Consider the following 14,752-nt stretch of genomic DNA (forward strand, 5'->3'; position numbering starts at 1 on the left):
TCGAGGCCGCCGATGTTACACCTACCGCTTTCCGACGACGACTGGGCTCGCGTGCAGAGCCTGTTTCCCGATCCTGCCGACGGCCCCGCGAGCCGCGGGCGGCCGCGCCGCAGCGACCGGGAGATTCTCAACGCGATCCTGTGGCTGCAGCAGCGCAACGAGAAATGGCACCGGTTGCCCGCCACGTTTCCGCCGCAGCAGACCTGCTATTTGCGTTACATCGCGTGGAAAAAGACCGGCGTGCTGGATCAGGTGAACGAGATTTTGCCGGTTTGCGAGCCGGAGACGACCAACTAAAGCGCGAGCGGCCCGTCGTCATGACAAGCCGCCGGAACGGTCGTCAGATGTGGGCGTTGGGCAGAGCGGATTCGTCCGGACCCAAGTCGCCCGTTTGACCTGACCCGGCGCGGCGCGCTGCAATCGCCTCGACGAGCTGTTCGCGCAGTCGTTCCGCGCCGCGCATGCCGGGCAGGCGCTTCACGGGGTGCGCCGTATCGTTGGTGGTCAGCATGAGCGTGCCGACGCCGACCATCCGCTGCCACCACGGATACACCGACGTAATGGTCTGAATGCGGGAAAGTTCGAGCGTGGACGCGCGGCGTTTGAAAATGCCCTGCGTCCAGGTGATACGCGTCGTGTCGATGACGATGCGGGTAAAAGCGGTCTTCACGAACGGGATACTGGCGCCCACCAGAACCGCGCCGGCTTGCGCCAGCAACACCGGCCATTGGAGCGGGAAATAACCCGACGCGAACAGATGGATGCCGCCGATGGTCGCCATCACCGCGCCGCCTTTTAGCAGCGCGGGGAAGTTGCAGGCCTGCGACGGCGCACCGCGAAAAATGATCTGATCCATCGCTTATCCCCTTCTTTATGATCCCGTGGCACCGAACCCGGCGCCAGCGGTGCAAGCAGTATAGCCCTCGGCACCCCGCCGGCCGATTCGCGCGCCGCGAACTATTTATGCGGCGACGTCGGCCCGGGATTGGCCGGCGTGCCGGGGCCGCCGGCTGGGTTCGGATCGACCGGTATCTGGTCTTCCACCGGCGCGTCGCCTTCGTCCGGTCCCTTCGCTGCAGCCTCCGCGGCTTCTTTCGCTGCTGCGTCGGCGGCCGCGGCATCGACCACGCGATCCTGCTGCGCCGGCCCGGCGGACGGCGCGTCGTGCGCCATACGGGCCGGTTCGCTTTGCGGGTCCCACGTGAGCAGATTGCGTTGCGGATTGGCGATTGCAATACCGCGCGCGCGGAACTGATCGAAGATGCGCCGGTTGAACTCGCGCTGCACGCCCCAGCGCGTGGTGTCGCGGCACTGGATCTGCCCGGCCAGCGTCACCGCCGAACCGTCGAGGCCATCGACGCCCCAGAAGCTGAAGTCCGACAGAATGCCGTCCTTGAACTGCGCGTCCTCGCGCAAAGCCGCGCCGATTTCCTTCAACGTGGCAATGGCCAGTTCGACATCCTCGCCGAACACGATGCTGACCCGCACCGCCGCGTTGCCCAGGCCGCGATTGGTGTTGTTGACCGTGGACACCGAACTGAACGGCACCGTGAACAGCGAGCCGTCGCTGCCGCGCAGCCGCACGGTACGGATCGACAGGTACTCGACGGTGCCGGACACGCCCGCGAGCGTGACCCAGTCGCCGACCTGCATCGCGTTTTCCATCAGCAGAAAAATACCGGTGATGAAATCCTGCACCAGCTTTTGCGAGCCGAAGCCGAGCGCCACGCCGAAGATGCTGGCGCCCGCCAGCAGCGGCCCGATATTCACGCCGAGTTCGCTCAGGCCGGTCAGCACCACGACCAGCGCGATGGCGCAGAACAACGCGCTGCGCAGCATCGGCAGCAAGGTGCGCAAACGGGCCGCGCGGACCAGATCGCCGCTGGTGGTCCAGCGGTCCAGCCGCTGCTCGACGGAGACGTTGACGCTTTCCCAGACCAGCAATGCGATCACCGCAGCGACGCCGATCGTGACGATCGCCGAGGCGAGCCGGTGGCCGACGGTGCCCGCGCCGAACAGGTCGATCACGTCGACACCCCACACCTGCAACAGCCCGAGCACGGTGAAGATGCCGATAATCCAGCCGATCACGCGGCGCAGCAGCGGGTAATACCGGTACGCGTGCCGGTGCACGAGCGATGTCGAGCCTTCGTCGTCGACATGGAACAGGCGGGCGAGCGCGCCGAACAGCACGATCGACACGACCCGCGCACCCACCAGGATCGCCAGCGACAGGCCACCGAGATGCAGCAGCGCCGCATAGCCGTTCTGCACGTCGAGCGCCCAGATGAACCACAACGCCATCACGACGAACACGGCGAACCAGGCCCACGCATCGGCGAGCGCACTGCCTAACATCGCCAGCGAACTGTGAGTCGAAAAGCGCCGGCGAATCAGTTCGCCGACCGGTTTCGCGCATTGCAGAATCAGGATCGACACCATCACGTGCGCGACCAGCGCCACGACCTTCAGCAGCGCCAGATGCGCCGCCGCGTTCAGGCCGACCGACTGCGCGATCTCGGCGATCGCCGAGCCGGCGCCCACCACGGTGACGATGCGCACCATCCAGTGTTGCGAGTAGATCGCCCACGCATCGCTCATGTGCAACAGACGCAGGCGCGGCGCGTGGGGCTGCAGGAAGAAGCCGCTGACGATCACGATCACGCGGCACAGCACGTAGAGGTCCACCAGGGCGTCGAGTGCGTGGTCTTGCGGCGTGCCGTCGTCGGTCAGTAACGACATGAGCGCGCTCGCCGCGCCGATGAACACCGCCAGCGGCAACAGCCGCAGCACGGTGATCAGCAGGGCGCGCGGCAGGCGTTGCAGCAGCGTCCAGTGCTGGACGGCGTTGCGTTTGCCTTGGGCTTCGGTGGCGGCGCCGGCTGTTGCGGTGGTACTGCCGGTGCCGGACGTGCTTATCGTGGCGGTCGTGCCGGTCGTGCCGGCCGTGCCGGCAGTTGCTGCGCTGCTCGTCACAGAGCCTGGGCGCGTGGCCTCCAGCTCCCGCGCCTGTCCGGCCGGGTCGGTAACAGCAGGCGACACCGGCAACGGCGGCGCACCGCTATCGGCGTCTTTCGGGGCGACCGGCACGTCCACAGGCAAATCGGCTTGCGGCGCGTTGTCCTGATCGCCGGCTTCGCGGCGCGCTGCCAGCGCGCTATACGCGCGCCGCAACAAGCGGCGCGCGAGCCACTCCAGCACGAGCGCGGGCAACAGCGCGGCGAGCAGCGACAACGCCACGTGCGCGAGCATGCTGCGAGCTTGCGGATTGGTCGATTGCCATTGCCACCAGGCACGCACCGAATTCACGTCGAGCAGCGCGGCCAGCGAGCCGCGCAACGAGCGCATCAGATGCACGGCCCAGTGCGCGCCCTGACGCGCCAGTTGCGAAGCCAGGCCATTGGACTGAAACGCGGCCGGCACCAGCGAAGCGGCGCTCGCGGCGGCGGGTGCCGACGCGCCGGACGCTGCCGACGCGCCAGCCGTTGCCGCAGCGGGCGGCGCACTCAATGCGCCGGCTGCGGCGATGGCCTGCAGCGTATCGGCGACCTGCGCGCGGCGTTTGGGATCGTTGAGAACGGAGAGCGCCTGACGCGCCTGATCGGGCGTCAACGTCACGGCGGACGCGGCGGCTTTGGACGCCGACGCAGGTTGCGCCGTAGCGGCAGAAACGGAAGCGGAGGAGGTTGCGCCAATAGCAAAGATGACGACGAGCCAGGCGTGAAGAATTTTGCGCATAAGTTGTAAAACGGGAGGCCGGGTGGAACGGCGGTGGCAGGACGCGTGAAAGGGGACGCACGAGTCAAGAAGTGCGTCAGGCGGTCTGACCCTGAACCGACAAGGCTTTGGTCATACAAGTTCCCGGCGTGGCCGGCCCGGAACCGCGTGGAGAGCGTATCTCCGTCGCGTTCTTTAGCGTGACAGGTAGCAGAAAGCTTGCCCGTCCGCCGGAAATAATTGCGATCGCGCAGGATCGCGCGTCGATTAACCGCTATCTCCTGTCATGGGCTCGCTCGCAATGCGCAGCAACTCGCGGGTGGCCGCCGCGCGGTCGAAGGCGCGCGTGGCGATCACGATTTCGGTGAAGCAGTTGGCGATCGCCAGCGGTTTGAACACCGCGCCGTCCGCGGCATAACGGGCGAGGCTGCGCGGCACCAGGCCAAAACCGAAGCCGGCCGCGACCAGCGCCACGACGCTCACCGAATCTGCCGCGCGCAGCACGTGGCGCGGCTCGAAGCCCGCCTCGAGGCACAGCGCCAGCGCCCGGTGCCCGATACCGATGCCGGGCGGATCGTCCACGACCACCAGCCGGTCGTACGCCAGTTCGCGCAGGCTAAGTCGCGGCGCGGCGCAAGCGGGATGGTCGCGCGGCAACACTACGTCGAGCGGCGTGCGCGAAAACGGCGTGATCGCGATGGAGGGTGGCAGCACGCCAGCCGGTGTGCGCAGAAAGGCCACGTCGATCCGCTCTTCGGTCAGCGCCGCCAGTTGCTCCTGTACGCCGATACCGCTCAGTTCGAGTTCGACATCCGGCCGCGCCGCTGAAAACCGCTTGAGCAAGGCTGGCAACTCGGGCTCCAGCATCGCCGAGTGAGCGTAGGCAATGCAAAGCTTGCCGAGTTCGCCGCGGCTCGCGCGCCGGCCGGCTAGCACTGCGGTCGATGCGTTATCGAGCGCGATCTTCGCATGCTCGAGAAATACCGCGCCGGCTTCGGTGAGTTCGATGCCGCGCCGCACGCGGTGGAACACCTTGAAGCCTAGCGAGGCTTCCAGCGCCTTGATCTGCTGGGTGACGGCCGGTTGCGCGATGTCGAGCCGTTCGGCGGTCCGGCCGAGATGCAATTCCTCGGCGGCAATGACGAAGGTACGAAAGTGCCGGAAGTCCATGAGAAGGAGGCCTTTAACCGAGGCGTCCGTTAGTGAGATAAGAATATCTTATCAAAAACGCTGTTTTGCCTTGCTTGATGTGAAATGCTGCGTCGCGTCAAATGGCGTGACCGGATCGATGCGCTGCTCCACCGCGCCGCGATCTACGTCGTTCAACGCATCTGCGAGGTTTCCCATGAATCAAAGCGTCCCGCACGACCAGCTTCTTCCCACCGACGCCGCCCAGGGCAAGCACACCGAAGTCGATGACCTGCGCTCCGCGCTGGCCCGACTGGCTGCGCACCCCGGGCAATTCCACGAAACGGACCGCGAGGTCGATCCAAAGGCGGAACTCGCGGGCGTCTACAAGCGCATAGGCGCGGGCGGCACGGTGGCGCGGCCGACTCGCCTCGGTCCGGCGATGATGTTCAACACCATCAAGGGCTTTCCCGACAGCCGCGTGCTGGTCGGCCTGATGGCGAGCCGCGAGCGCGTCGGTTTGCTGCTCGACACGCCGCCGCACCGGCTCACGCAACGCATGGGCGAAGCGGTGAAGAACGCGATCGCGCCGGTCGTTGTCGATATGCCCGAGCCGCCGTGCCAGGAGGTGGTTCATCTCGCGAGCGAGCCCGGTTTCGATCTGCGTACGCTGTTGCCGGCCCCCACCAACACCGAGACCGACGCAGGGCCGTTCTTTTGCCTCGGCCTCGTGCTCGGCACCGATCCGGACGAGGGCCATTCGGACGTGACGATCCACCGCCTGTGCGTGCAAGGCCGTGACGAGCTGTCGATCTTCTTCGCACCCGGCCGCCATATCGACCAGTTCCGTCAGAAAGCGGAAGCGCGCGGCGAAGCCTTGCCGGTGTCGATCAACATGGGTCTGGACCCGGCGATTCACATCGGCGCGTGCTTCGAAGCGCCCACTACGCCGTTCGGATTCGACGAGCTGTCGATTGCCGGCGGGCTGCGCGGCAAGCCGGTCGAACTGGTGAACTGCGTGAGCGTCGCGCAGAAATCGATTGCGCGGGCGGAGATCGTGATCGAAGGAGAAATTCTGCCGGACGTGCGCGTGGTGGAAGACCAGAACACCCACACCGGTCACGCGATGCCGGAGTTTCCCGGCTACAACGGCCCGGCCAATCCGTCGTTGCCGGTCATCAAGGTCAAGGCCGTGACGATGCGCCGGGGCGCTATTCTGCAAACGCTCGTCGGCCCGGGCGAAGAACACACCAGCCTCGCCGGCATTCCCACCGAAGCCAGCATTTACAACGCGCTCGATGCGGCGATGCCCGGCTTCGTCAGTCAGGTCTACGCGCATACCGCCGGCGGCGGCAAACTGCTCGCGGTGATCCAGGTCAACAAGCGCAACGCCTTCGACGATGGCCGCGCGCGTCAGGCGGCGATCATCGCGCTCGGCGTGTATTCGGAACTGAAACACGTGATGGTGGTGGACGCCGACGTCGATCCGTTCGACAGCGACGACGTGCTGTGGGCGATGACCACCCGCTTCCAGGGCGACATTTCCACGATGCTGCTGCCGAAGGTCAACGGCCATGTGCTCGATCCGTCGCAAACGCCGGACTTCAATCCGGCGTTGCCGGCGCGCGGCGTGACCTGCAAGACGGTGTTCGACTGCACCGCGCCCTATGCGTTGCGCGACGAATTCGCGCGCGCCCAGTTCAAGGACGTGGACCCGCGGCCGTTTGCGCCGCATCTGTTCGACGCTGCGGAGATCGATCATGAGTAAGCGCACAGGGCAGGGCCGCCGCCGGCTGATCGTCGGCGTGACGGGTGCGACGGGGATCATCTATGCGGAGCGCGCGTTGCGGATGCTGCGCGAACTCGATGTGGAAACCCATCTGGTGATGACCCGCGCGGCCGAACTGACGCGCGAATACGAATCGCCGCTCAGCCGTCAGGACCTGCACGCGCTCGCCGATGTCGTGCATCCGGTCGGCGATGTCGGCGCCTGCATCGCTTCCGGCTCGTTCCGCACGCTCGGCATGCTGGTGGTGCCGTGCTCGATGCGCACGGTCGGCGAGATTGCTTCGGGCGTCACCAGCACGCTGCTCACGCGCGCGGCGGACGTGGTGCTCAAGGAGCGTCTGCGGCTCGTGCTGATGGCGCGCGAAACGCCGCTGAACCTGATCCACCTGCGCAACATGACCACGGTGACCGAGGCCGGTGCCGTCGTCTTTCCGCCGGTGCCGGCGTTCTACGCAAAGCCGGCCGGTATCGAAGATCTGGTCGATCATTCGGTGAGCCGCGCGCTGGATCTGTTCGGGCTGGATACGGAGCGGATCGAAGGATGGCGCGAGGCCGAGCATCTGGCGCGGGTCGGCGCCGCGTCGACGTCGGCGCCGCCTTCAGAGGCATACGACGAAGAAGCGTTGGCGCAATAAGGGCAAAGCGCGCGGGACCGCTCGCGCAGATGCGTCAGGCTAGCGAGGGCGAACGCCGCTCCGCCTCGTCGTCGGCCTCCGCGTCGCTGCTTCCATTGGCTTGCGCGCCGCGCCCGGCGCCCGGTTCCGCATGCAGCCGGTTGGCGTTCATCAGCCGATACAGCGTCGCGCGGGAGATACCCAATTGCGCCGCCGCCTCGGACAGTTTGTAGCCGTGGCGCTGCAGCGCCTGTTCGACGGCATCTTTCTCGGCCTTCGCGCGGATTTCCGCGAGCGTGACGGCCGGGCCATGGTCGGTTTCGGGCAAGCCGAGATCGCTCGCCGTGATGAAGCGGCCTTCGCTCATCACCACCGCGCGCCGCACGCAGTTGATCAGCTCGCGGACGTTGCCCGGCCACGGATAGTTGGACAACGCAACGATCGCGTCGCTCGACAGCCCGCGCAGTTTGCGCGCGCCGTCCTGTTTGTAGAGGCTCAGCGCGTATCGGGCGAGCAGCTTGATATCGCCGCCGCGTTCGCGCAACGGCGGCTCGACGATGCGCAGCACGCACAGGCGGTGATACAGGTCGGCACGAAAGCGTCCGTCTTCGACGGCCTGATCCAGATCGACGTGGGTCGCGGAGATGACCCGCGCGTCGACCTTGATCGTCGCGTTGCCGCCCAGCCGCTCGATGGTGCCTTCCTGCAGGAAGCGCAGCAACACCGCCTGGCACTCGTGCGGCATGTCGCCGATTTCGTCGAGAAACAGCGTGCCGCCATGCGCGCTTTCGATCCGGCCGATCTTGCGTTGCAGCGCGCCGGTAAACGCGCCGCGCTCGTGGCCGAACAATTCGGCTTGCAGCAGGCTCGGCGGAATGGCCGCGCAATTGATTGCGACGAAGGTCTGGCCGGCGCGCGTCGAGCGTTCGTGGATCGCCCGCGCGGTCAGCTCCTTGCCCGTGCCCGACTCGCCGGCGACGAACACCGGCGCCTCGGTCACGCTGCATTTGTCGATGTAGCGGTATAGCTGCTGCATCGCTTCGCATTGGCCGACCATGCCGTGACGGCCGAGCGAGGCTTCGGGCGCCGCGCGGGTCTGGCGCAGGCTCGAGAGCCCATGCGCATGGCCCAGCGCGAACACCAGCCGCTCGTTGAGCCACGGCTGGGTCACGAAGTCGAAGCAGTAATCGAGGATGAAGCGGCTGACCAGCTCGTCGTCCGCCTGGCCGGGGGCGATCTGCGCGACCCAGTTGGTTTCGACGCGGCGCATGCAGGACGCGAGTGCCGACAGGTCCAGCGGGCTGCATTGCGCCGGCAACTGGACGAGGCCGACCTTGATATCGTCGCGCTCGATCATCCGCTCGGCGATGACGGTGCTTCTGGCATGTACTGCGGACCAGCCGGAGTCGGCGAGAAAGCCGACGAGCTTGGCATCGGGATGATCCGACACATAGAGAACGGTACGTTCGGTGTCGGCAGGCGAATACGTCGTGTTCATGGAACCCCCCGGATTAAAGCGGCACTCTCAGGACTGCGTTTTCTACTTCTGTCTATTACAGATAGAAACCGCCGGTCCGGCGTGCTGAAGCCCGGGCAGGCGATGCCTTTCTCAGAAGCGGCGATGGGGGATTTGAAGCCAGGCGGCGCAACAGCCGCGCCGCGAAGTGCGACATCCAGGACAGGCTGCGGATAAACCGATGCGCTTGCTATGCGCTTGCTATTTGCAGCCAGACGTTTTCATCCCCGAATCAAAATGCCATTTCTTTGCTGCGTTGCTGGTCTTGTCGATCTCTTGTCGACCGATTAATCGCGCTCTGCCGTGGCGCGTCGCCTAACGATAAGCGAAAGCGCTTTAAAGCGCCATATAAACCCTCGTTGATTCAAAAAGGTTTTTTTAATAGTCATTCCGCATTGCCCTTAAATACGCTGCGGGTCAAGACGGGTTATGCGGGGCATCCCACACAACGCCTGAAATCGATCCGGGAGACTGTGGCGTGCGCGTCACACAGGACCGCCAACGCCCAGCTTTTAGTCGCGCGGCGATGTTTCACGCTTGCGACAGATCGGACGGGGCGGGTTGTGGCGACTTCGCGCGTCGCGAAATCGGCAGAAATGACTCGCGGTTGGCGGAAAGCCCCGCTGGGCCGTTGGTTACGTGGTGCGTCGGCGTGTCGGGCACCAGGTCATTTCTGCCAACCGTCGTGCGGAACGCGCCGGGCGCGTGTCGCAGACGAAACAAGCCGGACCGGTTTCGCCCTCCGTCACACTGCAATGCAGCATCAATGCCCGTTGCATCAGGGTTTGCGGGCGCATGGCACAGGCGTTGCGTTATGAGGTGGGCAGCAGCAGTCGGGCAGCGCAGTAACAGGCAGGAACCTCAGACAGGGCGGCGGCCGGGGAAAGCCGAAGCGTTCTGCGAGGGCGGCGGGGCCAACATAAAAGCGATACGACAAGGCAGGACAACAAGCCTGACGGGAAGGCAGTACGGCGGGGCCAACGAAAAACAAACTGAAACCCAACGGGAACGACGGGGCCAACAGAACAAGACAAGAGTAAGCGGCGGGGCCACCCGATCAGAAAAAGCAGGCAAGCAGTCAAGCAGGGACGGGGCAGCGCACGGTCGCAGACCAGCCGGCGCTAGAAGCAGCGAGGAGCCAATGGTCAGAGTCTCCTTAGAGAGGCGCAATGCACGAGCTGGACCGGGCGCCGTGTTCGCGAGGTTGCGGACACGGCTCACCTGGAAACGGTCTTCTCTTTAGCAGGTATCACTCTCGGGGGTGTCATGACAGATGCGATTCGCCAACTCGCGCGCCTGCGATCTCTGGCATCCGGCGCGGCTTGATCCGACATGATCGACATCTTTCTGCTTTCATCCAGCCCTGAACGGGCATCGCACATCGTTTCGCGTATCGAGGCGAGCGGCGTGGCTTACCGGCTGCGGCGCGCCTACGGCTCGGCCGGGCAGATCTGCGTGCACAAGCAGGCCATTACGCGTAGCAGCGTGCTGATTGTCGACGACGCCGAACTGGTCGCGCGCGAACTCGACGGCGTCGAAGAAATGCTGGCTTGCGTACCAGCCTTGCGTTGTGTGCTGATCGCCCCCGCGCCTTCGGACGCGCTGCGCGGCGCGGCACGCCGCGTCGGTGTGCAGCAGGTGCTGGCGTGGCCGAACGAGACCGACGAGCTCGTCTCGCTTCTTCTGCGGCTCGATGCCCGACAGCGAATGAGCGAACGCATGAGCGCGCGTCCGAGCGGGCGCATCGTTTCGTTCGTATCGCCTAAAGGCGGCAGCGGCACCACGCTGATCGCCGTGAATTTCGCGCAAGCGCTGGCCGCGTCGCGCAACCGGCGCGTGTTGCTGATCGACCTGAGCCGGCAATCGGCGGACGCCGGTCTGTTTCTCGCGACCAAGCCGTCGCCCCAAACGCTCGCCGATCTCGACGTGCCGGTCGAGCAACTCGACGCCAGGCTGCTCGAGGCGTGTGTGATGCGCATCCAGGCGAATTTTCATGTGCTGACAGGACCGCGCGACCCGCTCGACGGCGCCGCCCGCTTGCAGCCGGCGCAGGTGGAGCGCGTGCTGGCGCTGGCGCGCAAGCGTTACGACGCGGTGATCGTCGACCCCGGCAGCGGCACCGATCTCGATGCATCGGCATTGCGCGCCGTCGCCGTCAGCGACTCGGTGTCGATGGTCATGCAGCAGAACCCGCTGTATCTGCAAGGTGCGCGGCGTCTGCTCGATAGCCTCGGCGCGCAGGGTCATGCCGCCGGGACGGTGCGGATGGTCGTCAACCGCTACGATCGCCAGGCGCGAATCGATCTGCCCACACTCGAACGGACGCTCGGCGCCAAAGTCGCGCATTGCCTGCCGCGCGACGACAAGCACGCGGACGCCGCGCTCGGTCTCGCCGTGCCGCTCGTGAAGTGCGCGGCCGACAGCGCGCTTGCTCAAGGTATTCGCCTGCTGGCCGACATTCTCTGGCAGCCCGGCGCGGGACGTCGCGAAACCTCGATCGTGCAGCGCAACGAGTGCGGTCTGTAAGACCGGGCGAGCGCCGTGGGACGCTGCCCGTCTGCGCTTCGGCTTCAAACGCGACGCGCTACACTGCCGGGAACCGTCCGACCCGTTCGACCTTCCCGAGAGAATCACGTGAGCGCAGCGTCTTCCGTATCGAACCTTCTTCCGCAAGCCGATGATGGCCTTCACGGCCTCGACGACATGACGTCGATTCTGTCTAACCCGATCCTCAACACGGATTCGTACAAGGCTTCGCACTATCTGCAATATCCGCCCGAGGCGTCGGGCATGTTCTCGTACGTCGAGTCGCGCGGCGGCCGCTACGGGCGCACGCTATTCTTCGGCCTGCAGATGCTGCTCAAGACGTATCTGTGCCGGCCCATCAACGAGGCCATGATCGCGCAGGCCAAGGCCTTCTTCGAAGCCCATGGCGAGCCGTTCAACGAAGCCGGCTGGCGCTACGTCGTCGAACGCTATCAGGGCTATCTGCCGGTACGAATCCGCGCGGTGCCGGAAGGCTCGGTGGTCCCCACGCACAACGTGTTGATGACCGTGGAGTGCGACGATCCGCAGGTGTTCTGGCTGGCGTCGTATCTGGAAACGATGCTGCTGCGCGTCTGGTATCCGGTCACGGTGGCGACGCAAAGCTGGCATCTGCGCAAGACCCTGCATGCGTACCTGCGCAAGAGCAGCGACGATCTCACGCAATTGCCGTTCAAGCTGCATGACTTCGGCGCGCGTGGCGTGTCGAGCGCGGAGTCCGCGGCGATCGGCGGCGCGGCGCATCTGGTGAGTTTCATGGGCTCGGACACGGTGCTCGGCGTGGTCGCCGCAAACCGCTTCTATCACGAACCGATGGCGGCATTCTCGGTGCCGGCCGCGGAACACAGCACGATTACGTCATGGGGCCGCGAGCGCGAGACCGACGCGTTTCGCAACATGATCGCGCGCTTCGGCAAGCCGGGCGCGATCGTCTCGGTGGTGTCCGATTCCTACGACCTGTTCGCGGCGCTGAAAGTGTGGGGCGGCGAATTGAAGCAGACCGTGCTCGACTCCGGCGGCATGCTGGTGATCCGTCCCGACTCCGGCGATCCGCTGACCATCGTGCTGCAGACTCTGACGGCATTGGAAGCGTCGTTCGGCGCGACGCTCAACGGTAAAGGGCGGCGCGTGCTGCAGAACGTGCGCGTGATTCAGGGCGATGGGGTGAACGCGGAATCCATCGAAGCGATTCTCGCCGCGATGGACGAGGCCGGTTTTGCCGCCGACAACATCGTGTTCGGCATGGGCGGCGCGTTGTTGCAGCAGATCAACCGCGATACGCAGCGCTTCGCGATGAAGTGCTCGGCGATCCGGCTGGGTGGCGAATGGCACGACGTGCGCAAGGACCCGGTGACGGACGCGGGCAAGCGCTCGATGAAAGGGCGGCTCACGTTGCTGGTGAACCGTCGTACCGGCGAATATCGCACGGTGACGCTGCCCGTGGTGTGGGACGCGCAGACCGTCGAGGGCGAGTGGGACGATGCACTCGTCACGGTGTTCGATACCGGCAAACTGCTGAACGAGGTGTCGTTCGCGGAAGTCAGGCAGCGCGCGCACGCAGGCGAGCGCGATTCGACGGACGACTGAGGTTGGGCGTGGAAGATCAGGCGGCGGTCCAGACCGATACGCCGCTGGCATCGATATCGAGGCGGCAGGGCTCGCCTTCGCGCAGACCGGCGTCCTCGCTCGCGATGTCGAACAGAACCCCGGCGATATTCACACGGATATAGCGCTCGCCGCGCCGTAATTCCACGGAAACGACGGTACCTTCAAAAGCACCCGTCGAGGCAAGCGTGATGGCATGCGACGAGACTCGCCACATGACGCGTGAGTGCTTCGTGTCAGCGGTGCTTGCCATGTCGGCGGCTATCGTGAAACCCGCTGCGATTTCAAGCTGACCCGCGGCGACCATCCGCCCCTCGCCGACGTTGTGCAGACCGAGCAACGCGGCCACTCGCATCGAAGCGGGCCGTTCGAAGACGGCGTCTATCGAACCCGCCTGCAAAACGCGTCCCTGTTCCACCACCAGCACTTCGTCGGCGAGCAGAGCGGCTTCATCGGGGTCGTGCGTGACGATGACCGTGACCGCCGTGATCTCGCGTTGCAGTGCGCGCAGCGCCTGCTGCAGGCGTCGCCGGCGCGGTGTATCGAGCGCGGCGAACGGCTCGTCGAACAGCAGCAGTTCGCTATGCCGGGTCAGCGCCCGCGCGAGCGCGACGCGTTGCCGTTGACCGAACGACAACTGCTGCGGCAAACGATCGAGCAACGGGGTGAGGCCGAGATGGTCGAGCCAGTAACGTGCGCTGGCGGCGTCGGCATCGACGGGAAAGCTCAATTGCCGCGCCACGTTCATGTGTGGAAACAGCCCATAGTCCTGCGGCATGTAGCCGATCTGCCGGCGCTCGGGCGACAGCGTGCCGAGATCCGTCGTGCCGAGTCGCACCTCGCTCGATGCGTTGGACTCGAGCCCCGCGATCAGACGCAGGGCCAGCGACTTACCCGAACCCGACGGACCGATGATCGCCAGACGGCGCGTCGCGGGCGACCACGCGAGGTCGAGTTCGAAAGCGCCGAGACGGCGCCGCAAATGAAAGGCGAGCTTGCGTTCGGGGTTCTCGTTGCGACGAGTCACCGGGCCCGTGTCGGGAAGCAGCGCGTCGTCGCTATTCCCGGTCTGCGCGGGCGGGCTTTTTTGCCGGAGGCTGTAGATGGACAGCGCCGCGCACACGATCGCGATGGCGAGGGTGGGCAGCAGCAGTGGCATCATCGCCGGCAGACCCTGGCCGCCGAATACCACGTAGGTGTAGACCGGCAGTGAGTACGGGTGATACGCGACCATCACCGTGGCGCCGAACTCGCCGAACGCACGGAGCCAGGCGAGCGCGAGACCGGCGCGAATCGCCGGCCACGCGACCGGCAGCATGACGCGCAGGAAGCGGCTGCCGGCGTGATGGCCGAGCGTCGCCGCGACGTCGTCGAGGACCGGATCGACGGCGGCGAACGCGGACTTCGCGGCGATGATGAGGAACGGCGCCGCGACGAAGGTTTCTGCCAGCACGATACCGGCGAACGAGTCGGTCAATACGCCGCCGGTCAGGCGGCCGACCCAGCTATACGGCCCGAGCAGAAACAGCAACAGCACGCCGCTCGTGAGCGGCGGCAAGGCGAGAGGAAGCTGCACGACGAAGCCGAGCAGCGCCATTTTGCGCGAGTTCGACCGTGCCAGAAAATAGCCGAGCGGCACGCCGCCCAGCAGCACGACGAACGCGGCGACACTGGCGCTCGCGGCCGACACACCGACCGCCGACCACGTCGTGCGCCAGTCGACGTTGGTCCAGTCGGCGGCGCCCAGTTGCGGGATGCTGGCGACGAACGGCGCGACAAGGTAGACGGCAAGCAGGCCCGCCAGCCACAGCAGCGGTCGCGCGTACGAGCGTTGCACGCG

At 65.8% G+C, this 14,752-nt stretch carries 11 protein-coding genes; 5 read left to right on the top strand and 6 right to left on the bottom strand.

What is annotated here, in order from left to right; genetic code table 11:
- Positions 1-12 precede the first annotated feature (12 nt).
- Complete coding sequence (locus FQ746_RS10630) at positions 13-297, top strand: transposase (RefSeq protein WP_144109205.1); 285 nt, start codon at positions 13-15, stop codon at positions 295-297.
- Positions 298-340: 43 nt separating this feature from the next.
- Here FQ746_RS10630 and FQ746_RS10635 read toward each other — a convergent pair whose 3' ends face one another.
- The 4 genes from FQ746_RS10635 to FQ746_RS35155 all read right to left on the bottom strand — a co-directional run bounded on the left by FQ746_RS10635 (position 341) and on the right by FQ746_RS35155 (position 5,064).
- Entirely contained in the window at positions 341-856 is a 516-nt protein-coding gene (locus FQ746_RS10635) for a PH domain-containing protein (protein WP_144109207.1), read from the bottom strand.
- A 101-nt stretch (positions 857-957) separates the two neighbouring features.
- A complete protein-coding gene (locus FQ746_RS10640; RefSeq protein WP_144109210.1) occupies positions 958-3,738 on the bottom strand; it encodes a mechanosensitive ion channel family protein in 2,781 nt (926 codons plus the stop codon).
- 246 nt (positions 3,739-3,984) lie between these two features.
- Entirely contained in the window at positions 3,985-4,887 is a 903-nt protein-coding gene (locus FQ746_RS10645; RefSeq protein WP_144109212.1) for a LysR family transcriptional regulator, read from the bottom strand.
- A gap of 51 nt (positions 4,888-4,938) precedes the next feature.
- Complete coding sequence (locus FQ746_RS35155) at positions 4,939-5,064, bottom strand: hypothetical protein (protein ID WP_260853972.1); 126 nt, start codon at positions 5,062-5,064, stop codon at positions 4,939-4,941.
- Between FQ746_RS35155 and FQ746_RS10650 the strand changes: the two genes are divergently transcribed.
- Both FQ746_RS10650 and FQ746_RS10655 read left to right on the top strand, forming a co-directional pair.
- On the top strand, positions 5,063-6,613 hold the full coding sequence (locus tag FQ746_RS10650; RefSeq protein ID WP_144109214.1) for a UbiD family decarboxylase: 1,551 nt from the start codon (positions 5,063-5,065) through the stop codon (positions 6,611-6,613). The two genes, FQ746_RS35155 and FQ746_RS10650, sit on opposite strands and share 2 nt — an antisense overlap.
- Positions 6,606-7,268 (top strand): UbiX family flavin prenyltransferase, encoded by a 663-nt coding sequence (locus tag FQ746_RS10655; RefSeq protein WP_144109216.1) that lies wholly within the window; start codon positions 6,606-6,608, stop codon positions 7,266-7,268. The genes FQ746_RS10650 and FQ746_RS10655 overlap by 8 nt, the downstream gene beginning before the upstream one ends.
- 34 nt (positions 7,269-7,302) lie before the next feature.
- Here the strand turns inward: FQ746_RS10655 and FQ746_RS10660 are convergent, their stop codons facing one another.
- Positions 7,303-8,745 (bottom strand): sigma-54-dependent transcriptional regulator, encoded by a 1,443-nt coding sequence (locus tag FQ746_RS10660; RefSeq protein ID WP_144109218.1) that lies wholly within the window; start codon positions 8,743-8,745, stop codon positions 7,303-7,305.
- A gap of 1,350 nt (positions 8,746-10,095) precedes the next feature.
- Between FQ746_RS10660 and FQ746_RS10665 the strand changes: the two genes are divergently transcribed.
- Positions 10,096-11,289: a CpaE family protein gene (locus FQ746_RS10665; RefSeq protein ID WP_144109219.1), complete on the top strand. Its 1,194-nt coding sequence runs from the start codon at positions 10,096-10,098 to the stop codon at positions 11,287-11,289.
- A 177-nt stretch (positions 11,290-11,466) separates the two neighbouring features.
- On the top strand, positions 11,467-12,894 hold the full coding sequence (locus FQ746_RS10670; RefSeq protein WP_144109639.1) for a nicotinate phosphoribosyltransferase: 1,428 nt from the start codon (positions 11,467-11,469) through the stop codon (positions 12,892-12,894).
- A 16-nt stretch (positions 12,895-12,910) separates the two neighbouring features.
- Here FQ746_RS10670 and FQ746_RS10675 read toward each other — a convergent pair whose 3' ends face one another.
- Entirely contained in the window at positions 12,911-14,749 is a 1,839-nt protein-coding gene (locus FQ746_RS10675) for an ATP-binding cassette domain-containing protein (RefSeq protein ID WP_144109221.1), read from the bottom strand.
- Positions 14,750-14,752 lie beyond the last annotated feature (3 nt).

It is taken from the genome of Paraburkholderia sp. BCC1886 (assembly GCF_900996245.1).
Lineage (GTDB): Bacteria > Pseudomonadota > Gammaproteobacteria > Burkholderiales > Burkholderiaceae > Paraburkholderia.

Excerpts from the sequence above, each read along its gene's own strand:
- FQ746_RS10640 (WP_144109210.1), bottom strand. The coding sequence starts at position 3,738 with ATGCGCAAAATTCTTCACGCCTGGCTCGTCGTCATCTTTGCTATTGGC.
- FQ746_RS10665 (WP_144109219.1), top strand. The coding sequence starts at position 10,096 with ATGATCGACATCTTTCTGCTTTCATCCAGCCCTGAACGGGCATCGCAC.
- FQ746_RS10630 (WP_144109205.1), top strand. The coding sequence starts at position 13 with ATGTTACACCTACCGCTTTCCGACGACGACTGGGCTCGCGTGCAGAGC.
- FQ746_RS10645 (WP_144109212.1), bottom strand. The coding sequence starts at position 4,887 with ATGGACTTCCGGCACTTTCGTACCTTCGTCATTGCCGCCGAGGAATTG.
- FQ746_RS10670 (WP_144109639.1), top strand. The coding sequence starts at position 11,467 with ATGACGTCGATTCTGTCTAACCCGATCCTCAACACGGATTCGTACAAG.
- FQ746_RS10650 (WP_144109214.1), top strand. The coding sequence starts at position 5,063 with ATGAATCAAAGCGTCCCGCACGACCAGCTTCTTCCCACCGACGCCGCC.
- FQ746_RS10660 (WP_144109218.1), bottom strand. The coding sequence starts at position 8,745 with ATGAACACGACGTATTCGCCTGCCGACACCGAACGTACCGTTCTCTAT.
- FQ746_RS10655 (WP_144109216.1), top strand. The coding sequence starts at position 6,606 with ATGAGTAAGCGCACAGGGCAGGGCCGCCGCCGGCTGATCGTCGGCGTG.
- FQ746_RS35155 (WP_260853972.1), bottom strand. The coding sequence starts at position 5,064 with ATGGGAAACCTCGCAGATGCGTTGAACGACGTAGATCGCGGCGCGGTG.
- FQ746_RS10635 (WP_144109207.1), bottom strand. The coding sequence starts at position 856 with ATGGATCAGATCATTTTTCGCGGTGCGCCGTCGCAGGCCTGCAACTTC.